This window comes from Nocardia sp. NPDC052566 (genome assembly GCF_044547285.1).
GTDB lineage: Bacteria > Actinomycetota > Actinomycetes > Mycobacteriales > Mycobacteriaceae > Nocardia.
On sequence record NZ_JBIUAF010000004.1, the window covers coordinates 497907 to 515734 of the forward strand.

Genomic DNA, 17828 nt, shown 5'->3' on the forward strand with positions numbered 1-17828 from the left:
CACGGGCGTTCATGTAGCCTTGTCGGGTTGCTGACGCAACGACCCTCCTGCCACGGACCGTCCGTGGCCGATTCCTAGTCCACAGGAGGTGATTGGTCCGTGCGTCATTATGAAGTGATGGTCATCCTCGACCCGAGCCTGGACGAGCGCAACGTTGGATCGTCGCTCGACAATATGCTCAAGGTCGTTCAGACCGAAGGCGGCAAGATCGACAAGGTCGATATCTGGGGCCGCCGCCGGCTCGCCTACGAGATCGCCAAGCAGGCCGAAGGCATCTACGCGGTCGTCGAACTGACCGCCGAGCCCGCCACCGTGAGCGAACTCGACCGCCAGCTGGGCCTCAACGAGTCGGTGCTGCGCACCAAGGTTCTGCGCCCCAAGAAGTAGTCCGCACGCCCCTCGATTGCGTCGGTGCCTATCTCTAGGCTCTAGCGCAACAGCGAGTGCATTCGGACTGCACACCGAGCAGGAGGACCCACATGGCAGGCGACACGGTCATCACCGTCATCGGAAACTTGACGGCCGACCCCGAGCTTCGATTCACGCCCGCGGGGCAAGCGGTGGCGAATTTCACCGTCGCGTCCACTCCCCGTGTGTTCGACCGTAATTCGAATGAATGGAAAGACGGCGAGGCGCTCTTCTTGCGCTGCAACATCTGGCGCGAGGCTGCGGAGAATGTCGCGGAAAGCCTGACCCGTGGCTCCCGAGTGATCGTGAGCGGACGACTGAAGCAGCGCTCCTACGAAACCCGCGAGGGTGAGAAGCGCACGGTCGTCGAGCTCGAGGTCGACGAGGTCGGTCCCTCGCTGCGCTACGCCAGGGCGAAAATCGCCAAGGCCAACCGCGGCGGTGGGGGATTCGGCGGCGGTGCGAATTCTGGTTCGAGTGGCGGCTACAACGCCGATCGTAGCGGCCATAACGGCTACAACGCCAACAACGGCCCCGGACGTTCCGGCGGAGGCGCCGAGGACGATCCGTGGGGCAGCGCTCCAGCGGCAGGCTCCTTCGCGGGCGGGCGCATGGATGACGAACCGCCGTTCTAGCCAACCCGGTGCTGCGGCACTTCCGTCCGGCCGTGCCGCACCCGGCGCTGCACGGCACTGTGGAGCGCCACGGCCGCCATATGGCTGCGCTGCGGCCTGAGAGATCCAAGGACTCCAACCACTACATCGACCACGTGGAGACTCACCGATGCCATCAGCGCGCACGCGCCTCGCCAGGACCCGGCGGTGGCATGAAAAACCATGGACGCTGCGAGCCGATGGCTCCCTCGACGACGAATCCATCGAACGCATCAACAACATCGCACCAGCGATCGTCGCCATCGTGCACGGAGAAGGCGGGCCCGCGGAGTTCGAGCGCCTCATCCACGGCATGACCGGCACACATCTGTGCGGACTCGCCATCGCGATCGCCACCCTCGCACGCCCAGACGTGGACGCGTTCGAAGGCAGCCCACTGGCCACCCTTTTGCAAGCCGACCGGAACCGGCGCGGCCCCTACCGCCGCCGAGTAGTCGCCAGTAGCAAACCCCGCCACGCCTGAAAGCCCTGATCGCCAACGACATCCGCCCGGAACCGGCGCGGCCAGCTCCAACCAACACTGTTCTCAGGACCACTGCATGAACGTCATCGACCGATTCCGCGGCCCGCACCAATGCTTCTCGAACTTCGAGCTCTACCCTGTCGAGTTCGAAGACATGTGGTTCCCGTCGACCGAACATGCCTTCCATGCGGCGAAGACCTTCGACCTCCGGATTCGCCGCACCATCCAGGCCGCCGCGACAGCGAGGAACGCCAAACAGCTCGGCCAGCAGCTGCCGCTGCGCCCGGACTGGGAGCAGGTCAAATACTCGATCATGGCGCAGCTGCAGCACATCAAGTTCACCACCAACCCGCAGCTGTGTTCACGACTGGTCACCACCGGCGACGACCTGCTGATCGAAGGCAACAGCTGGCAGGACGACACCTGGGGTCGCTGCCGCAAGCCAGGCTTCACATGTCTCATCGGAAAGAACTGGCTCGGACGAATTCTCATGCAGCTACGTCGCGAACTCCGCAGCGACCCACGCGACCGCTGGCCGCGTGTCGCGCTCACCGGACACCGCGAAGAACGCATCACCCCTGCCACACACCCGTGGCTGCGAGCTGAGCTCGCGCGCATAATCAGCAAGCTGCGAGACCATCACGGCACCCAAGTCGCGCTGACCGGGCTAGCCACTGGCGCCGACATTTGGTGGGCCCAGGCCGCCGAAGCCGCGGGATTGCCTTTCTGGGGCTATCAGCCCTTTCCCAGTCAAACGGCGCGCTGGCGCACCGACCAGCAAGCCGAACATGTTCGGCTCCGCAACCGCGCCCACCGACTTGTCCTCGTAGGCGAGCACGCTCACAAGCAGCATTTCGACCTGCGCAACGACCTGATGATCACCGACGCCGATGCCGTAGTGGCCGTCCGTGATCCAGAAATCACCAGCGGAGGCACTGTCTCAGCATTGAAACGCTACTGCGGCGGAAAACCGGTCATCATGATCGACGTCCGCAACCGCCGCACCACCATCCACGCCATCTACCAGCACCGATAGCACCGTCACAGGCGAGAAGAACCCGACGCTTACCGTGCCGTCTGGAGAACTGACCAGGCGGAGGACACCATGGCGGCGAAGAACACCACCTTTGTTGAAGCAGTCTTCACCAAAGCCAAGCCGCTACTGCGCGACTGGATGTTGCTGACCTGGTTTCGCGACACAGAACCGATCGGCCCGCTGCCCCGCTCGGCGTGGAACTGGCTCATCCTCACCGTCTGGGCTTTCCTGGTCTACCTATTCGCAGCCACTATCCCGCTCTATCTCGGCGGGTTCGCCGCCCTCACCCTCGTCTACACCCTCGTGCGCTCGTACCGAGTGACAGCAGCCCGCACAACCTTGCAGGCCAACATCATCGACAGCACCCGCCAGCAGGCCGGCCACCCACGCCCGACGACCAGCCAACCCATCGCCCCGGACGCTCTGGTCACCATCCGCAGGTGGGGACGCAAAAACCTGCCCCTACGCGTCGACATCACCCTGGCTGCAGACTCCCCCGCCGGACAATCACCGCTGTCCCGCGGCCTTCTCGAGACAGCGGTCGACAAACTACCCAACCCCTACACCGCCGCAGGTGGTGGCTGGGCATACAGCATCGTGATCAAGACCGGTCGCCTGCGTGCCGACGCCGTCACCGCCGCCGACCCGCGCCTGCACCAACAACGTGAAATCGCCTACCTGCGAACCAAATTCACCGAATGGTTCAAGATCACCGACCGCCAGCTCAAGACCTACAGCTACGACTTCGACATTCCCGAATGGACCACCCGAGAGCACCCACAAAAGGGACCCATCCCCGTTCCCGCACGCGTCGTGTTCACCTTCGACGGGCACAACACCTCCCAACCCGACGTGCGCGACGCCATCGAACGCGCCTGCGACACCGAGGTCGTCCGCGCCGACCAGATCTGGATCTATGACTGGACCACACCCGGACAGCTGGAAATCAGCGGCACCGAACCCGGATCCGTGGCGGCGCACCGCAAACTCACCCAACGCTGGGTAGCCGACCACGTCGCCGCACAGATGCCCCGCACCAAAGACACCGCCGTCACCACCGTCACCGCATGGCAAGAACCAGACCACGGCGATCCCTGGATCCCCGTCGCGTTCACCGCATCCCTGGGCTCCGGCACCTTCACCACCCGCCGTAGCCAGCGCGCCTTCGAAGACACCGCCGACGACGCACTCGACCCCACTTACCCCGGCCTGATCTGGACCTACACGTGGACCGTGTCCGCGACCACCTCAGTACAGGCACGAGCGTTCCCGCCCGAGCATGCTGCAGCCCTGCGAAAAGCGCAGACCAAACGGCTATGGCAGGCAGTCGACTCCCAATTCGGCAAGCGGGGCAACGACTGCGACATCGAAATCCTCGAATGGGAGCCATCCGACAGCGAACGCGCGACGGCGCAGCCAGCCAAGATCAAAGTGCGATTCGGATCGGCCGACGTATCAAAACCCGACACGCTCCAAGCATTCGAGCAGCACTTCGACTCCCTGTTCACCGTGTGCGACTGGAACTACTCCTGGCATCCCGAGGCCGGGTACGTCCTGCTCACCGCGGTACCACCATTGCCCGAATTCATCGCCTTCCCACGGCGAGGCACACCGGAATTCGAGCGATTCCTCGCTCTAGCACGAGACGGCAAGGTTCTTTTCGGCCCGAAACGCCGCGGCGGCGAAGTAGTCTGGAACCTCACCCAAATTCCACACGGTCTGTTCGGCGGCAAGACAGGCTCGGGGAAGGCGATCGACAGCGAGACGCCGATCGCGACACCCTCCGGGTGGGCCCGGTTCGGTGATTTGAATGTCGGCGACGCCGTTTTCGATGAGAACGGACAGCCATGCCGTGTCACCGGGGTCTACGACCAGCCGCTGACCGACACAAACTTCGAGGTCGTTTTTTCCGACGGGTCGAGGGTCGTGTGCGACGACGAGCACCTGTGGTTCACCGAAGATCGCCAGGCACGCGTATCCCGGTCCAGCCAAACTCATTTCGACGCCCACCGTGCGAGGCAGCCATGGTTGCCCACCGACACAACAGCCAGATTGCGGCAAATCGCGTTCATCGCAAAACGCAGCGACGGAATCACCTTGCCCGAGGCCGCCCGACTAACCGGCATCAACCCAACGTCACCGCCACTGCACGCTCTGGCGAACACGATCGGGCCTATACGGGAGCATCCGGTTCAGCGCACGTATCACTACTCCCTTCAGACGGTCCGCCGACGGCAGCGCGTCCGTCTCTATGACGCCGACGCTCTGGTCGACTACTTGATCGCGAAGGCACGGCGTGCTCGGTCGAACAGCGTGCTGGCGGCGAACAAGGGCAAGATCATCAAGGCTTGTCAGTTGCTGCGCGGCGCGAATGCGCTGTGCGCCGGTGACATCGCCGAAACCGCCCAGGTACCTGCACAGAAGGTGCGCCAGTGGCTGCAGGGAGCGGACATTCCGTCCACGATTCAGACGCGCACAGTCGAATGCATGATCCCTGAACGGACGATCACACGGGGTGGTCCGCCGGTGCGGTTCTATCCGAAGAGGACACTGCTGAATGCGATCGCCGACTACGGCGACAAGCCCATGTTCAACCAACGAGAACATCGCGCCCTCGGCCAGGTCCGCACCACCCGCGAAATCCGCGCCACCCTCCGCGCCGGCGGCTACGCAAACCACTCGATCCCTGTCGCCGGCGCCCTTCGCCTGGCCGACACCGCCCTACCCATTCCGCCGTACGTGCTAGGCGCCTGGCTCGGAGACGGCACCTCGTGCCGAGCCGAGATCACCAGCGCCGACCCAGAAATTCCCGACCGCATCAGCGACGAGGGGTACACCGTGCGCCAGGCACTTCAGCCCAGTAGCGGCGCGTCTGGTGCCCGCATCTACAAGATCGACGGTCTAGCACCACAGCTTCGCGAACTCGGCCTTCTCCGCACGTCGCTCGACCGTGGCACCCTCAAACACATTCCAACGACCTACCTGCGCGGATCCGAACAGCAGCGCCGCGATCTGCTCGCCGGTCTACTCGACACCGACGGCACCGTCAGCCCACAAGGCGGGATCGAATTCACGACCACCACAGAACAACTCGCGACCGGGACACACGAACTCGTCATCAGCCTCGGCTACCGCGCAACGATCCGCACCAGCCGAGCAGTCCTGGATGGACGAGACATCGGTCCCAAATGGACGATCACGTTCACCACCACCGACCAGGTATTCCACCTCCCTCGCAAGACCCTCACGCAGGCCGACCGGACAAGATCGCACAACCGCGCGCTGACCACGCACCGGTACATCACCGACATCGTCAAAGTAGCTCCACGGCCCACGCGGTGCATCTCCGTCGACTCCGTCTCCCAACAGTTCCTCATCGGCCGCACCATGATCCCCACCCACAATTCCTTTGCGTTGGGGATCGCGTTGTTCGCGGTGCTGTATCAGCCGGAGTACCTCGAAGCCGTTGTCTGCGACCCGAAGCGGATGGATTTCACCTGGACGGTGGAGTTTCCCAATGTCATTCGGTTCGGAGCCGAGGTCGAGGAAATCGTCGGCTGTATCGAGTACGCCGCCGAGCAGATGGAATACCGGCAGGCTAGGTGTGGTCGCCGCGGTGTACGGAACTTGCAGCAACTGCGGGAGTTGTACGCCCAGCATCCGGATTACGAGCAGGAGGACGGCCCTTGCCCCAAGCGGCTTCTGCTGTTCTTCGACGAGATCGTCGCCTACCTCACCAAATCGAACAACAAGGACATCGAGGAGATCAAGGCGGCCGCGAACGCCCTGCTGGACAAGCTGGGATTGTTGGCGCGGGCGGTGGAGATCGATCTCGTCACCGCTGCGCAGAAGCCTGCTCGCAGCATCATGGGCGGCCAGCTCGATTCGCAGCTCGACTTCCGGATGTGCATCGGTCCCGTTGACGACGCCACCAGCAAACAGATCATGGGCGACAACCACGGCACCATGTTCCCGCCTGAAGGTAATCCGAAGGGGCGGGCCTGGGCGTATGACTCGATGAACGGGTTCCAGATGCTGCAGAACATGTTCCTGCCCAACGACACTCAGCCGGCCCCGTGGGATCCGTCGCTCGTTGTCGAAGGCTCGAAGGATATGGTGCGTGCACGACTGCGTGAGCTGGGCTATCAGCAGGTGATGGTGCCAAACCAGTACGGAGGCAAAGATCCGCAATGGGTTCTGGTCGACCGATCACCTGTCATGACCGCGGACGGTCGGGCCCGCACCGAGGGCTCGGACAGCGATGGCGAGGCTAGCCACTTCGAGCGGCCGACGCCGATCGAAGTGGCTACCGCGCCGACCGTTCACTTCGGTCACGACGACTGGGAGGACGACTGGGCCTAACCGTCTGACGGCGTGGCTCACCGAGCCAGTGACTAGTCCACTCGGATCTCACCGAGGACCTTGAGAACCGTCGCCCACCGGCCAAGCTGGCTGGGCGTCATCGTGAGGGAGGAACCCGCCGGTATTTCTCGAGGTAGGCGCATCCCGGGGAGGTCTCGCTGCGCTCCCATAGCCTCTCGCAGATCCACTCGTCGGAAATTTTCCAGTGGTGGCCGTAGCCGCGGAACCACAACACCACTTGCTTGGGCTGGCCTCCGGGAGGAGTCAGGGTCAGGTGGGCCTCGACGGAACCGCCCATCGTCTTCGCGTCCAGCACCCGCACCTTGGCGTTGTTCGGGTTGAACAGTCCAGGGAACCGACGCGCGAGTTCGGTGTCCTTGTCCGCGCCGTGAACGAACTTCCCTTTGTCCGTCAACGGCACCGACACGTCGAGAGCGCCATCGATCACCGTGGTCAGCTCCGCGACGGTCGCTGGCGCAGACACATCGGATTGATAAGGAGTGGGGCCGTTGAGTCGCGCTGCAGCCACCGCGATCAGCGCTACCAACGCCAGCGCGCCACCGCCCACGAGACCCGTCACTCTCCTGCCCCGCCACCAGCTGGGTCTGAACTTGACGCTTGACGCGGGCGACCAATCCCGCACTCCGGCAGGCGGTTCTGTGGCAGACGAACATTCGGCAACCCGGTGCGGATGTTCGGGTGCGGCTTCGATCGGGGAGGGGATCCGTCGCATCGTTGGAGCCGAGCGCGCCACGATCAGCGGTTCCGGCGACAGTTCGGGGTTCATCCTCAGCGCCTGGCGAGCGGCGGCGGCGAACTCACCGCAGGAGCTGAACCGCTCCTGCGGTCGTTTGGCCAAGGCTCGCGCGAACACCGCGTCCAACGTGGCTGGTAGGCCTGGGCGTTTGGTGCGCACCGACGGCGGCTCCAGCTGCAGGTGACCGCGCACCACTTCGCCAGGGTGGGTGGCATCGAACGGGCCGCCGCCGCAACAGAGCCAAAACAGCGTGCACGCCAGTGAATACTGATCAGACGTGGGACCGGTCGGTCCACCGGTCATCTGCTCAGGTGAGGCAAACGCCAGCGTCGCGGTGAATGTCCCGGTCTGGGTCAGGCGGGCGATATCCTCCCGCAGGCGCGCGATACCGAAGTCGGTCAGGAACACCCCTCGCGGTCGCCCGCTCACAGGATGTTCGAGCAGGATGTTCGCTGGCTTCACATCACGATGTAGAACACCGTGTTCGTGTGCGAAATCCAAGGCGGCGGCGACTAGTTCGATGATCGCTACCGCATCCGAGGGCGATAGAGCCAGCGGGTCGATCTGCGAGGCGTCGACTCCGTCGATGTACTGCATCGAGATCCATAGGTGGTCGGCTTCGGCGCCTCGGTCGTAGACGGTGACGATGTTGGAGTGGCCATCCAGTCCGACCGACAGATCGGCTTCGCGGGCGAAGCGCGCCCGGCTTTCGTTGTCGGAGAACAATTCACGGTTGAGCAGCTTCAGCGCGGTCCGCCGTGGCAGCCGAGGATGTCGTGCCAGGTACACCGATCCCATGCCGCCTTGCCCGATCAGGCGCTCGATATGGTAGCCAGCGAACACGTCACCGCCGTTCAACATCAACACTTCCCCTCTCGCAGTGACGACTACGTGAGACTACTCGGACACTTTGGCATTCCATTGCTGCAGCAGCGCATTGTCCCGATAGCCAGATCACGCGATTGAGCAGCGTTGTATGCCACCTCATCTCGCGCTATAACCAGCCGTAGGGCCTGACCATGTTGACGGCGGTGTCGATGGCGGAGGGCTAGTCGTCGTTGTCGGTGCTGGTGTCTGGGTCCATCGTCGAGGAAAGTCGCTCCACGCGGGGCTGAAGGGCCGCCGCTGCGGTGGCAGAACCAGGTCGGAGGTTGTCAGGACGGGCTGCTCAGCCCGGTGGGAAGAAGGATGCGTGGTGCACGCCGGTCTTGTCGGCCAAGTCCCTGAGGTATTGCTGGGTCGGTGCGATCCAGACGGTCGGCAAAGTTGTGTTGAATTGGCGGGCGGTGCCGTCGAGGATCACATCACCGCAGATGGTGACGTGATGGAGGAATCCAAGCATGGTGGACGAGAGGTCGATCCATCCCGCGACGGGGATGGCGTGGGCCTGGAATCCCTTTTCGATCAGTGCGTTCGTCACTTTTGCCACGGTATGGAGGCAGTCACCGTCGCGCGGTGCTTCCAACGCATACCGCGCCAGCGTCTCGGAGAGCTCCGGATCGACGATGCGGTTGGCTCCGTCTGGCATTGCCAACTCCTGATTGTTGAACAGTCGGTGTCGTCGCGGCCGGTGAGCGTTGCTGGGCGGCGCGTTCATCGGCGGTAGTTCATACTCTGCCTGAGCGTCACGGCATCCGGGCTGATGGTGCTTCGGCCGACAGGATCGGCGGGGTGTCATCTGACTGGTCCTCGCGCAGTCATCCGAAATGTGTTCAGGAAGGGGCGAGCTCCAGTGTGCGTGTCGCCGTGGCCGTTGCATTTCCAGCAGCTCTCCGCTGCGCTGCCGTCGATGTCGACCGCCCGACCAAGTCCTGTCCCACCGCACAACGGGCACAGGTCGGGGGTCGGTGGCGTGTCGTGCATAGCCGCCATGGTGAGCGCCTCCTTCTCCAAACAAGTTGAGAGGCACACAGTCCCAACCACCGGCAGGGAATGTTGCAGTCCATGGTTGGCCGAACGCCCGGCAAGGGGCAGCTGGTGCTGCTCGCGCACCGCCGCTCGCAAGCGTTGAACCACCGGCTGCCGTCATCGGAATTCGACGCCATCTCGAAATCGGTGATCACCGAAATGATCGGTAGCGTCGCCGCCCACCGGGACCGCCTCGGACAGCTCGATCAGATGAAGCGCGCTGACGAGGCCGATGACGCGGTCCTTAACGCGCTTCGCAACCTGCGTCCTGAAGTCGAGCACCAGTTTCAACCAGCGGGCGGCCCGAAATTGGCCGAGTCGGCGCCCCCTGAGGGGCGCTCGCAGCCTCTCACAAGTAGGTGTCACGAGGCTTTGTCAGCGAGGTGCGACAGCGCGGTATCACGAAGCCACCCTGTGAGGTCGTTGCCAGCCAACCTCTGTAACGCCGCGATCTCTCGATCCGTGAACGACACCGAGACAGTCTGGTGTGTATTGCCTGATGTTTCGGCGGGCGGGGGTACGGCTTGGCTCGGTGGCGACGTTGCGGGGAGGAGCTGAACCGGTGCCGAATCGGCAGGCGAGGCCAGCGCACCGGGGTCGAGGGTCATTTTCGCCCGGGTGATCGCGACGTATGCCAGCATTCGCTCTTGCCGTAACGCAGTCGACCCACGGTCGGATTTGTCGAGCGCCTCGGCCAAGTCATCAGCGAGTCGAACCCGTTCGAACTCGCGACCTTTCGACCGGTGCGCTGTCGAGACGACCAACGATGCGCGGTCCTCCGGTTGAAGCCGTGTCAAAGCATTACGCAGGGCATCGACGCCGTGGTCGTCGATCAGGCGCACCCATACTTTCAAATCGGTGGCGTCGGGTGAATCCTCGGCGTACTCCTGAACTTGGCCCCATGTCGTGAATGCGGCGAGGTCCTCGTGTGATGCCGGTTGTCCTGCCTTCAGTTTTTCGGCGCTGTCACAGAATCGGACGGCGTTTTCTGAGTCCCCGCCCATCATGTGCACGGTGCGGCCAGCGGCCAGTGCCGCGATGACATGCGCGAGCGCGGTTCCGTTCGTGCGCGTCAGGATCGCGTCGTGGGGATGTTGCGGTCCGGTCACGATCCGGGACTCGCGAGCGGGATTGCCCACCAGTCGCATGTCATCGCCGAGTTGTGCCAGCATCTCGTTCGCGGCCTCTGCGATTGCTCGACCGAATCGCCACGATTGGGTCAGTCGGCCTTCGGCTGCGTCGCCGAAGTTCTCCATGGAGTCCACGGCCCCGGTGAACGCGTAGATTGATTGCGCTCGGTCGCCGACGAAGACGCGGTGGAGGTGGTCCTGCTCGGCGATAACTGCGGCGAGGACCGGGCTGGTGTCCTGGGCTTCGTCGAGAAACAACGCGGCGCCGGGCCGCCCGATCCGCGGGTGCATCAGCTGCCACAGCTTCAGATAGTGGTTGTGGCCGAACTTGATCGCGTCCCCATTGGGATGGCTGACATCTCGCCACGCTTTCTCGGCCCACGGCAATATGCGCTCGGCGAGTTCGGTTGCGCCGTCGGTGTCGAGGCCGACCATCGCGGGCACGTGCTGGGGTCCGATGTGCTCATCTGCGGTCTTGCAGAACTCGTCGAGGGTCCGGATGACGTGGCGGGTGACTTTGTAGTCGGTGAGTAGGCGAGGGCTGCCGTCTGCTCCACTTACGCTTATGCTGCGGATGCCGAGCCGAGTGCCAGTGACGTGCAACGGGATTCGTCCCGCGCCCATCTTGTCGAGCAGGGGTGCGTGGGCTGAGACGCTGATTCCTTTTCGGGCGAGGGCGTGACTGGTCTTCGCTGTGACATTCGTCGGGAACTTTCGCTGTGCCTCCACGGCGATTGCTCTGTTGAATGCGAGGTAGAGCCCGAGCCGGTTCTCCTGCTGAAGGATCTGTGACAGCTGCTGCAGTGTGGTTGTCTTGCCGGTTCCGGCGCCAGCACGGATCAGCAGCGGCTTGCCCGTTCGAAACAGATCATGAATGTGGAGCTGTTCGGCGGTGGGTTCGAAGGCAGGCATCGCAGGCAGGCTTTCTGGGCTCGTGGTCCGGAGTCGTTGGGAGCGGGCGACTCTGAGCGTGTGACGGTATCGCCGCGGTTCTCTCCGCTGGCGGACGGATTTCGGTGGTGCAGCCATCCGAAGATGCCGGGTCCGACCGTCGACATGGAGTGGGGGCGGGGGTGCAGCCGTAGCCGGGTCATGTTGCCGGTGGCTGTGCCTGTCCCTTGGCCGTTCCGCTTCTTCGTTCTGACTCGTGTCCGTCTGAGTGTGCTAGCAGGGGGGGACGGGTGTTTCAGTCAGCGCCAGACGGCGGGCCTGGGCACTCCTATAGGTCTGCAATGGACAGCTGCCCCTGCCCCGCGGGTGTCATACGCAATCTGTTGCTTATGACAACCGCAGGTGCGCTCGAGCAGCGTGCGCTCGAGCTGGCGCAGCAGCGCGCGGCGCGAGGTGTCGGGCGCACCGGTTGGGGCGCGGTGAGGCGTTGATGGCTCAGGACTTCACCGGGACGAGGGTGGACTTCGTGGTCGGCAGCCCGAGCTGGTCACGGTGGATCCAGTAGGGTGCAATCCATTTCAACTTGGATGTTTCGCGGCCCGACCCGGTCCAGACAATCCGCCAGTGGCCTTTACGCTGGCGCGGCGGATGCTTCCATCCGCCCCGATTAGATCCGGGTTGTGCTTCGGTGGCTCGTCGACGTAGAAGACGCAAATGTGCGCCGATTCGCCAGCCGACGTGAACGACTTCGGTTGCGCGGGAACGCCTTTTGCCGTTGTTTGTGCTAGCGCGGTTCGATTTGGGCTTCGTCGGGCCGATCGGTTGAATGTCGGGATCCTCGGCGCACAGGTACAGCAGCGTGTTCACCGCCACCTGGAGGTGGTGTGTCAGGCATTGGCGGGTCGGTGCGGCGGCTGGTTCGCTGTCGTCGACCGTGTGGATGGCGATGTGCTTGATTGTTTCGGTGATCAGGTCGGTGATGGTGACACGGTCGGCGGTCACCGGTAGCGCGAGACGGTGGATTTCATGGGTGACTGTGCTGCCGTCGCACACCTCGGAGACCATCATGGCCCCGACGATCGGCGCCTCCAGCGAGGATCCCAGCGCATCGAGTCGATCGTGCGTGCCCCACGCACCGTCGACAAAGAATCCGAGCAATTGACTGGGGCGGCCGTCCACGGCGTGGGAGGGAACGGGTTCGGCGAATACGACGAGCGGGTTGATGTAGGGAAGTCGTCGCAGCACGGTGGTCGGTAGGGCGTCGGAGGTCGAGCGCAGCAGTTCCTCGGTAAGGGTGGCATCTACCAGCAACGCCGTTTGCGATGTCGCGCGCCACATCGATGCGATCGCGGCCGATTGCACTGCCGCCGACAGGCTCATCGGCGGAAGCCGCTCGGGTCTGGTCGGATTCGGCGCGGTAATGAATGGTCGACCGGCCGCGAGGTGGGCAACTGCGCGCGAAGCGCCGCACTGCTCAGCGCGCAGGCGCTGTCCGGCGACAGCGCGTTCGATGCGCTCGACAGCGGCGAGTTGTGCTGCGGCGCGGGCGGGTCGAGCAGTGCGGCGTGCCATGTTGGAGTGGTCCCCCTGTGCTGGATTGCGTTGGTGGACCGAAGTTTTGGTGAAGGATGCGACAACTGTTGCAGTCGCGCTCGAACGGGTTGGGGGCATTGACTGCGTGGCGGTGGAGAACCCGCTGCATACGGTGCGCGCTGTCAGTTGCGTCAGCGAAAGGGACAGCCTGATGAAGCGTCCGCGGCCACCACGTAGTAGAGACGGCGTCGTCAGTCGGGTGCTCTGGTTCGTCGCCATCACCGGAATCGCGTTGGGGATCTTCAGGTTGGCTGGCGGCGGCGTGACGATCTTTGAACCGGGCTGGTTCGACCGCGCCCGCGGCACAGTCCAGACCGGCGTCGACGAGGGCGGACAGATCGTCCACGACCAGATCGACAAGCACCTCCCATTCACCACCACACCTCCTCCCCCGCCCTCCAGAGCTGAGGAGCCGAAGTGAAGACCCTGCTCAAAATGGCAATGTGGGGGATCGTGGCAGTCGGGGTGTACCGCGGCTACGTCAACTACAGCGGGGCCTCCGGCGCCGACGCCGCCACCGTAGGGCTGCGGCTGGTGAGTGCGGTGGTCAACGCGATAGCCGACCTCACCTACCGGTGGATCCCGATTGTTGCCCATGCTGTCGGCGCCTTGATCGGCTACGACGGCACAGCAAGCTCGTTGACGGTGCACTGCGTTTGGGCCACGCCATGGTGATGGGACCGACGCATGCCATGTCCGGAGCCGCGGCGGGGATGATCGTCGCCGAACTCCTGCCCCAGCGATGGGGCGGACCGTCATCGATAGCGGAAACGTTTGTGTGGGGCGGAGTCTGCGCGGGGGCGGCGCTCTTGCCCGACCTGGACCTGCCACACTCGACCGTCGCCCGCGCGTTCGGGACGGCGTCACAGGGCGCGGCGAAAGCACTCAATACCGCCTCAGCACTTTTCTATAGGGCGACGCGAACGCCGACCGACAACCATCGTGACCCTGGGCACCGGACATTGACCCACACCCTTCTGTTCGCTGTCACCGTGGGTGCGGGAGTGTCGGCGTTGATCGCTGGGATCGGGAAGCCGATTATCGGGTTGACGTTGTTCCTGATGCTGGGCTTGGCGCTGCGCGGCCTCGCCAGCGATTGGACAAAACAGGTCGGCCCGCCCTCGGTAATGGCCGCGACCGCAGCTCTGACAGCGGCCGCCTGGATCTCGATGCCCGCCGCGACAGGTTCGACGAGTCTGGGATTGATGATCACGATCGGGTGTATCACCCATTGCCTCGGGGACGGTATCACCAAAGAAGGAATCCCATTTCTGGCACCGTTCGTGGTCATCAACGGCAAACGGTGGTGGGAGTTCGCTCTGCCCAGCATCCTGCGGATCCGCGCGAACGGAACCTTCGAAAAGCTCGCTCTGCTACCGGGTTTGACCGCCACCACCGCAGTGGTGGCGGTCATCGCGGTAGCACCAGCGGTCACGTCCGCCACCACGGCCCGATGACGACGCTGCCGCTGGCGATTCGCGTGATTCGCCGGACGACGATCACCGTCGCTGCCGTGGCAATGGTGCTGTCTGGTATCCCGGTGGCGCTCGGACAGCCAGAAGTCGACGCGGAGATCGTGGGCGTCGACGACATCCGGCCGACCAAATCACTGGTGTCCGTGTACTCCCCCGCGATGGATCGAATCATCCCCGTCGAAGTCCTGCATCCACCAGGCACGACAGCGCGGCCCAGCTACTACTTGCTCGACGGGGTCGACTCCCGCCCGCCGACCACGAATTGGTCTCAGTTCACCGACATCGACGCGTTTTTCGCTGACAAGCAGGTCAACGTGATCCTGCCGGTGGGCGGCGAAGGCAGCTACTACAGCGACTGGCAGCGCCCTGATCATCACCTCGGCAGCCTGATGCGGTGGGAGACCTTCTTGACCCGTGAACTGCCGCCGTTGATCGACCGACAATTCCACGGCAACGGCCGCAACGCGGTCGGCGGTGTGTCCATGGGTGCGGCCGCGGCGGCGATCCTGGCTACCCGCCATCCCGCTCTCTATCGTGGCGTGGCCAGCTTCAGTGGCTGTGTCGACGCGACGGCGCCGGCGCTCGAAACGGCGCTCGGCGGCTGAATCTACATGTCCTCGGCGCGGGTGCGTGCTTCTCCGCGAATCGCCTCGATCGCCGCGACATAGTCCGGCAATGGTGTGATCGTGCGGCGGACACTGTCGAGGAGTTCAGTGAATGCGTCGAGCTCGGAGTCGTCGCAGGCATCGAGGAATTCGGGAAGCTTCGCCTCGACCTCGGGCAAGCTCGCCAGCTGCTGTCCGAGCCTGTTGATCCGGCGAAGTTCTTCAATGAAGTCGACCCACGCCTGCGCGCCAGCGACCGCTGATGCCCACGATGACTCGTCGGTATTCGGAGCGAGCGAGCCCTGCTTCTGACTGCCGAAGGCATTGAACGGATCGGACGCGTTCTTCCCGTCCCTGAGTTGCGGGTGCGGATCACGGTTTAGCCGGTCGCTGCTGTCGCTCGCTGCGCTGTCATCGACCGGCTTGTCATCGCTATCCCCGACAGCGGATCTTCCGTCGGGACCGTCGGTTTCGTGCCCTGGTGTGGTGATTCGTCCTGCGGCGTGGTTGATGACGTCGTCAACGATCTGCTGTACCGCCTCGGGCTCGGACAGGGCGTCGACAGTGGCTGCGGTCACCCGCTGTTCGATCTGCTCGAGCAGCTGATCGGGGTCGACGCCGTTGGCGCGGGCCGCGCGCAGAGCCTTTTCGGGGATACCCAGCTCGGCAGCGTCGATGCCGGTCCGGTCCTCGATTTCGCTCAAGAACAAGGCGAGGTTGGCCATGCGGTAGATGTGTGCACGCCCATAAGGTTTGCCGGTCTGCTGATTGATCAGACCGCCGTCTTTGAACTCAGCCAGAAACATCTCCCGTGGTCCCGAGTAGCCGAGCGGAGCCCAGGCTTTCCGTCGCAGGATCTGGCGCATCGTGACTTCGAATTCAACAGCAGCGGTCGCAGCCCGCTCCAGCAGTTCGCGGGCTTCTTCCGGTGTGCATGGCCCGTCGTCGGCTGGGCGCACGTCAGCAGCGAGATCGGTCGAGGAAGTCACGGCGCACTCCAACAGGGTCAACCAACGGCGGTCTCGGCCACAGTAGAAATGCGCTTCTCCCTCGCGATCTCTTGAACAGGCTTGGATTCGGTGACCGCAGAGACCTTTCGGTGCTGGGTCGGTGAGCGTGGGGGATATGGGTGGCCCATCGGCCAGTCGTTCTGCTCAAGTCAGTGATTGCGAATACCGGATAACGATCAGCCCGAGTGGCTTCTGCAGCCACTTGAGCTGATCGTGCGGGAATGTCAGACGACGCGACCATCGACGATGACGGAGACCCATTCCGGGCCGACAGACAGTCGGTAGTGGAGTTGGACGCTGTCGTCCATTTCGATGAAGGTGACCGTCACGGGCCAGCTGCGTGTGGTCGCTTCGGTGACGGTGTGCAGGACTGCGGCGGCATCAGTGCCGTGATCGTCGTAGTTGATGCGGTCGAGCCACTGGTCTGCGTAGTCGGCAAGGCTGCCCGTGTAGAGGGAGCCTTGGTCGTTCCAGGCATACTGGCAGGGCTCGCCGAAGATGCAGCCCTCGCTGTGGCGAACATGCACACCGCCGAGCACCGACTGGGCGTCCTCGGGACAGTCGCACGTTTTCTCCGCTGCCGGGAGGTTGTGCTCGACAAGCGTTGCCCCATCGAGGGCCACCCGGATCGGCTCCTGCCTGGCGACCGGCACAGTGGTGAGGTTGACAGCCAGGACGCCGTCGTCGGTGTGTCCGAATTCGACTGTCAGATAGGGCTTTTCGCCATCGTTGATGAAGTAGAGGCCGCAGCTGGGGGCGGCTTTGACATTCATGTGTTCTCCTGTTCGATGGGTTCAAGTGGTCCGTACCGCGTCCAAGGCGGTCCTGGACGCGATACGGGTGGGTTGTGCCGGAGGCTCAGCGGCTGTGGGGACGATCCTGTTGGTCGTTTCGCAGACATGCTCAAGGCGGAACGGGTCGCGGCGGCGAGCTCCTCATTGGTGGGATAGGTCAGTTCCGTCCAGCCCGTTGTGAGTCCGGCGAGGAGTCGACCGTGTTCGGCGACCGCCCGCGCTTGTTGATGTACTGAAACCACCGTCATGCCTCGTCGTGCTGTTCACCAGCGGGAAGTGCTCCAGTGGACTGTCATCTTTGGGCCCGGAACTGCAGTGAGCTCATATTCCGCATAAGACGTGCATCGCAGGTGCTCGGGTGGTCCTGGCGGGCGAGGTCTCTCACCGCAGCCCCCGCCCACGCTGATGGCTGCGGCGAAGTTCAGTCGTGCTCGCTGTAGCCGAGATGGGCGAGTTCGTCGGCGATGGTGGTGCGGTGGGCACGTCGGTTCAGGCTGGAGTTGCGCAACGCGACGTATCCCATCTGGTCAGTGACGATGTGGCCGGTGTGGTCGGCGGCCAAGATGTCGACCACACCGGTGTGCGGGTTGCGCATCGCTGCACCGTAGGAGTGGGCCTGCCCGTCGTCGCCGATCAGGGGTGGGTCGAGCCGGTATAGCTGTGTCTGCGAACGGGTTTCGATCTGCACGGCGGTGTCGATCCGTGTCGCTGCGCCCATGTCG

The 17828-nt window shown here is 63.9% G+C and carries 17 protein-coding genes; 9 read left to right on the top strand and 8 right to left on the bottom strand.

Annotated features, from left to right (window positions below; all coding sequences use genetic code 11):
• The first annotated feature begins 99 nt into the window (after nucleotides 1–99).
• The 5 genes from rpsF (at nucleotide 100) to ACIG5A_RS22075 (ending at nucleotide 6943) form a co-directional block, all read left to right on the top strand.
• Nucleotides 100–387 carry a 30S ribosomal protein S6 gene (rpsF, locus tag ACIG5A_RS22055; protein WP_397242797.1) on the top strand — a complete coding sequence of 96 codons (288 nt, stop codon included), beginning with the start codon at nucleotides 100–102 and terminating at the stop codon, nucleotides 385–387.
• 92 nt (nucleotides 388–479) lie between these two features.
• On the top strand, nucleotides 480–1043 hold the full coding sequence (locus ACIG5A_RS22060; protein ID WP_397242799.1) for a single-stranded DNA-binding protein: 564 nt from the start codon (nucleotides 480–482) through the stop codon (nucleotides 1041–1043).
• Nucleotides 1044–1191: 148 nt separating this feature from the next.
• Nucleotides 1192–1545: a hypothetical protein gene (locus ACIG5A_RS22065; protein WP_397242801.1), complete on the top strand. Its 354-nt coding sequence runs from the start codon at nucleotides 1192–1194 to the stop codon at nucleotides 1543–1545.
• A 76-nt stretch (nucleotides 1546–1621) separates the two neighbouring features.
• Nucleotides 1622–2581 (top strand): NADAR domain-containing protein, encoded by a 960-nt coding sequence (locus tag ACIG5A_RS22070; protein ID WP_397242803.1) that lies wholly within the window; start codon nucleotides 1622–1624, stop codon nucleotides 2579–2581.
• Between the two features lie 69 nt (nucleotides 2582–2650).
• Entirely contained in the window at nucleotides 2651–6943 is a 4293-nt protein-coding gene (locus ACIG5A_RS22075; protein WP_397242805.1) for an LAGLIDADG family homing endonuclease, read from the top strand.
• Between the two features lie 97 nt (nucleotides 6944–7040).
• Here ACIG5A_RS22075 and ACIG5A_RS22080 read toward each other — a convergent pair whose 3' ends face one another.
• From ACIG5A_RS22080 to ACIG5A_RS22100, 5 genes are all read right to left on the bottom strand, one after another.
• Nucleotides 7041–8561, bottom strand: a complete 1521-nt coding sequence (locus ACIG5A_RS22080) for a serine/threonine-protein kinase (RefSeq protein ID WP_397242807.1) — start codon at nucleotides 8559–8561, stop codon at nucleotides 7041–7043.
• A 307-nt stretch (nucleotides 8562–8868) separates the two neighbouring features.
• Nucleotides 8869–9228: a hypothetical protein gene (locus ACIG5A_RS22085; protein ID WP_397242809.1), complete on the bottom strand. Its 360-nt coding sequence runs from the start codon at nucleotides 9226–9228 to the stop codon at nucleotides 8869–8871.
• Between the two features lie 497 nt (nucleotides 9229–9725).
• Complete coding sequence (locus tag ACIG5A_RS22090; protein WP_397242811.1) at nucleotides 9726–9890, bottom strand: hypothetical protein; 165 nt, start codon at nucleotides 9888–9890, stop codon at nucleotides 9726–9728.
• A gap of 80 nt (nucleotides 9891–9970) precedes the next feature.
• Nucleotides 9971–11650 (bottom strand): UvrD-helicase domain-containing protein, encoded by a 1680-nt coding sequence (locus tag ACIG5A_RS22095; protein ID WP_397242813.1) that lies wholly within the window; start codon nucleotides 11648–11650, stop codon nucleotides 9971–9973.
• Nucleotides 11651–12124: 474 nt separating this feature from the next.
• Nucleotides 12125–13201 carry a hypothetical protein gene (locus tag ACIG5A_RS22100; protein WP_397242815.1) on the bottom strand — a complete coding sequence of 359 codons (1077 nt, stop codon included), beginning with the start codon at nucleotides 13199–13201 and terminating at the stop codon, nucleotides 12125–12127.
• 49 nt (nucleotides 13202–13250) lie between these two features.
• Between ACIG5A_RS22100 and ACIG5A_RS22105 the strand changes: the two genes are divergently transcribed.
• From ACIG5A_RS22105 to ACIG5A_RS22120, 4 genes are read left to right on the top strand one after another with little or no spacing between them, the layout of a single operon-like run.
• On the top strand, nucleotides 13251–13643 hold the full coding sequence (locus tag ACIG5A_RS22105) for a hypothetical protein (protein WP_397242817.1): 393 nt from the start codon (nucleotides 13251–13253) through the stop codon (nucleotides 13641–13643).
• Nucleotides 13640–13897, top strand: coding sequence for a hypothetical protein (locus tag ACIG5A_RS22110; protein WP_397242819.1), 258 nt, complete (start codon nucleotides 13640–13642; stop codon nucleotides 13895–13897). The genes ACIG5A_RS22105 and ACIG5A_RS22110 overlap by 4 nt, the downstream gene beginning before the upstream one ends.
• The gene (locus tag ACIG5A_RS22115) at nucleotides 13891–14679 is read left to right on the top strand and encodes a metal-dependent hydrolase (RefSeq protein ID WP_397243960.1); all 789 of its coding nucleotides are present in this window, start codon (nucleotides 13891–13893) and stop codon (nucleotides 14677–14679) included. The genes ACIG5A_RS22110 and ACIG5A_RS22115 overlap by 7 nt, the downstream gene beginning before the upstream one ends.
• Nucleotides 14676–15302 carry an alpha/beta hydrolase gene (locus ACIG5A_RS22120; RefSeq protein WP_397242821.1) on the top strand — a complete coding sequence of 209 codons (627 nt, stop codon included), beginning with the start codon at nucleotides 14676–14678 and terminating at the stop codon, nucleotides 15300–15302. Before ACIG5A_RS22115 ends, ACIG5A_RS22120 begins: the two co-directional genes overlap by 4 nt.
• A 2-nt stretch (nucleotides 15303–15304) precedes the next feature.
• Here ACIG5A_RS22120 and ACIG5A_RS22125 read toward each other — a convergent pair whose 3' ends face one another.
• The 3 genes from ACIG5A_RS22125 to ACIG5A_RS22135 all read right to left on the bottom strand — a co-directional run bounded on the left by ACIG5A_RS22125 (nucleotide 15305) and on the right by ACIG5A_RS22135 (nucleotide 17824).
• Nucleotides 15305–16291, bottom strand: coding sequence for a hypothetical protein (locus ACIG5A_RS22125; protein WP_397242823.1), 987 nt, complete (start codon nucleotides 16289–16291; stop codon nucleotides 15305–15307).
• A gap of 245 nt (nucleotides 16292–16536) precedes the next feature.
• Nucleotides 16537–17085: a hypothetical protein gene (locus ACIG5A_RS22130; RefSeq protein WP_397242825.1), complete on the bottom strand. Its 549-nt coding sequence runs from the start codon at nucleotides 17083–17085 to the stop codon at nucleotides 16537–16539.
• A gap of 442 nt (nucleotides 17086–17527) precedes the next feature.
• Nucleotides 17528–17824, bottom strand: a complete 297-nt coding sequence (locus ACIG5A_RS22135) for a hypothetical protein (protein ID WP_397242827.1) — start codon at nucleotides 17822–17824, stop codon at nucleotides 17528–17530.
• Nucleotides 17825–17828: the final 4 nt, after the last annotated feature.

Coding starts and splice junctions, on each gene's coding strand:
- ACIG5A_RS22060 (WP_397242799.1), top strand. CDS start 480: ATGGCAGGCGACACGGTCATCACCGTCATCGGAAACTTGACGGCCGAC.
- ACIG5A_RS22065 (WP_397242801.1), top strand. CDS start 1,192: ATGCCATCAGCGCGCACGCGCCTCGCCAGGACCCGGCGGTGGCATGAA.
- ACIG5A_RS22070 (WP_397242803.1), top strand. CDS start 1,622: ATGAACGTCATCGACCGATTCCGCGGCCCGCACCAATGCTTCTCGAAC.
- ACIG5A_RS22075 (WP_397242805.1), top strand. CDS start 2,651: ATGGCGGCGAAGAACACCACCTTTGTTGAAGCAGTCTTCACCAAAGCC.
- ACIG5A_RS22080 (WP_397242807.1), bottom strand. CDS start 8,561: ATGTTGAACGGCGGTGACGTGTTCGCTGGCTACCATATCGAGCGCCTG.
- ACIG5A_RS22085 (WP_397242809.1), bottom strand. CDS start 9,228: ATGCCAGACGGAGCCAACCGCATCGTCGATCCGGAGCTCTCCGAGACG.
- ACIG5A_RS22095 (WP_397242813.1), bottom strand. CDS start 11,650: ATGCCTGCCTTCGAACCCACCGCCGAACAGCTCCACATTCATGATCTG.
- ACIG5A_RS22100 (WP_397242815.1), bottom strand. CDS start 13,201: ATGGCACGCCGCACTGCTCGACCCGCCCGCGCCGCAGCACAACTCGCC.
- ACIG5A_RS22115 (WP_397243960.1), top strand. CDS start 13,891: ATGGTGATGGGACCGACGCATGCCATGTCCGGAGCCGCGGCGGGGATG.
- ACIG5A_RS22120 (WP_397242821.1), top strand. CDS start 14,676: ATGACGACGCTGCCGCTGGCGATTCGCGTGATTCGCCGGACGACGATC.
- ACIG5A_RS22130 (WP_397242825.1), bottom strand. CDS start 17,085: ATGAATGTCAAAGCCGCCCCCAGCTGCGGCCTCTACTTCATCAACGAT.
- ACIG5A_RS22135 (WP_397242827.1), bottom strand. CDS start 17,824: ATGGGCGCAGCGACACGGATCGACACCGCCGTGCAGATCGAAACCCGT.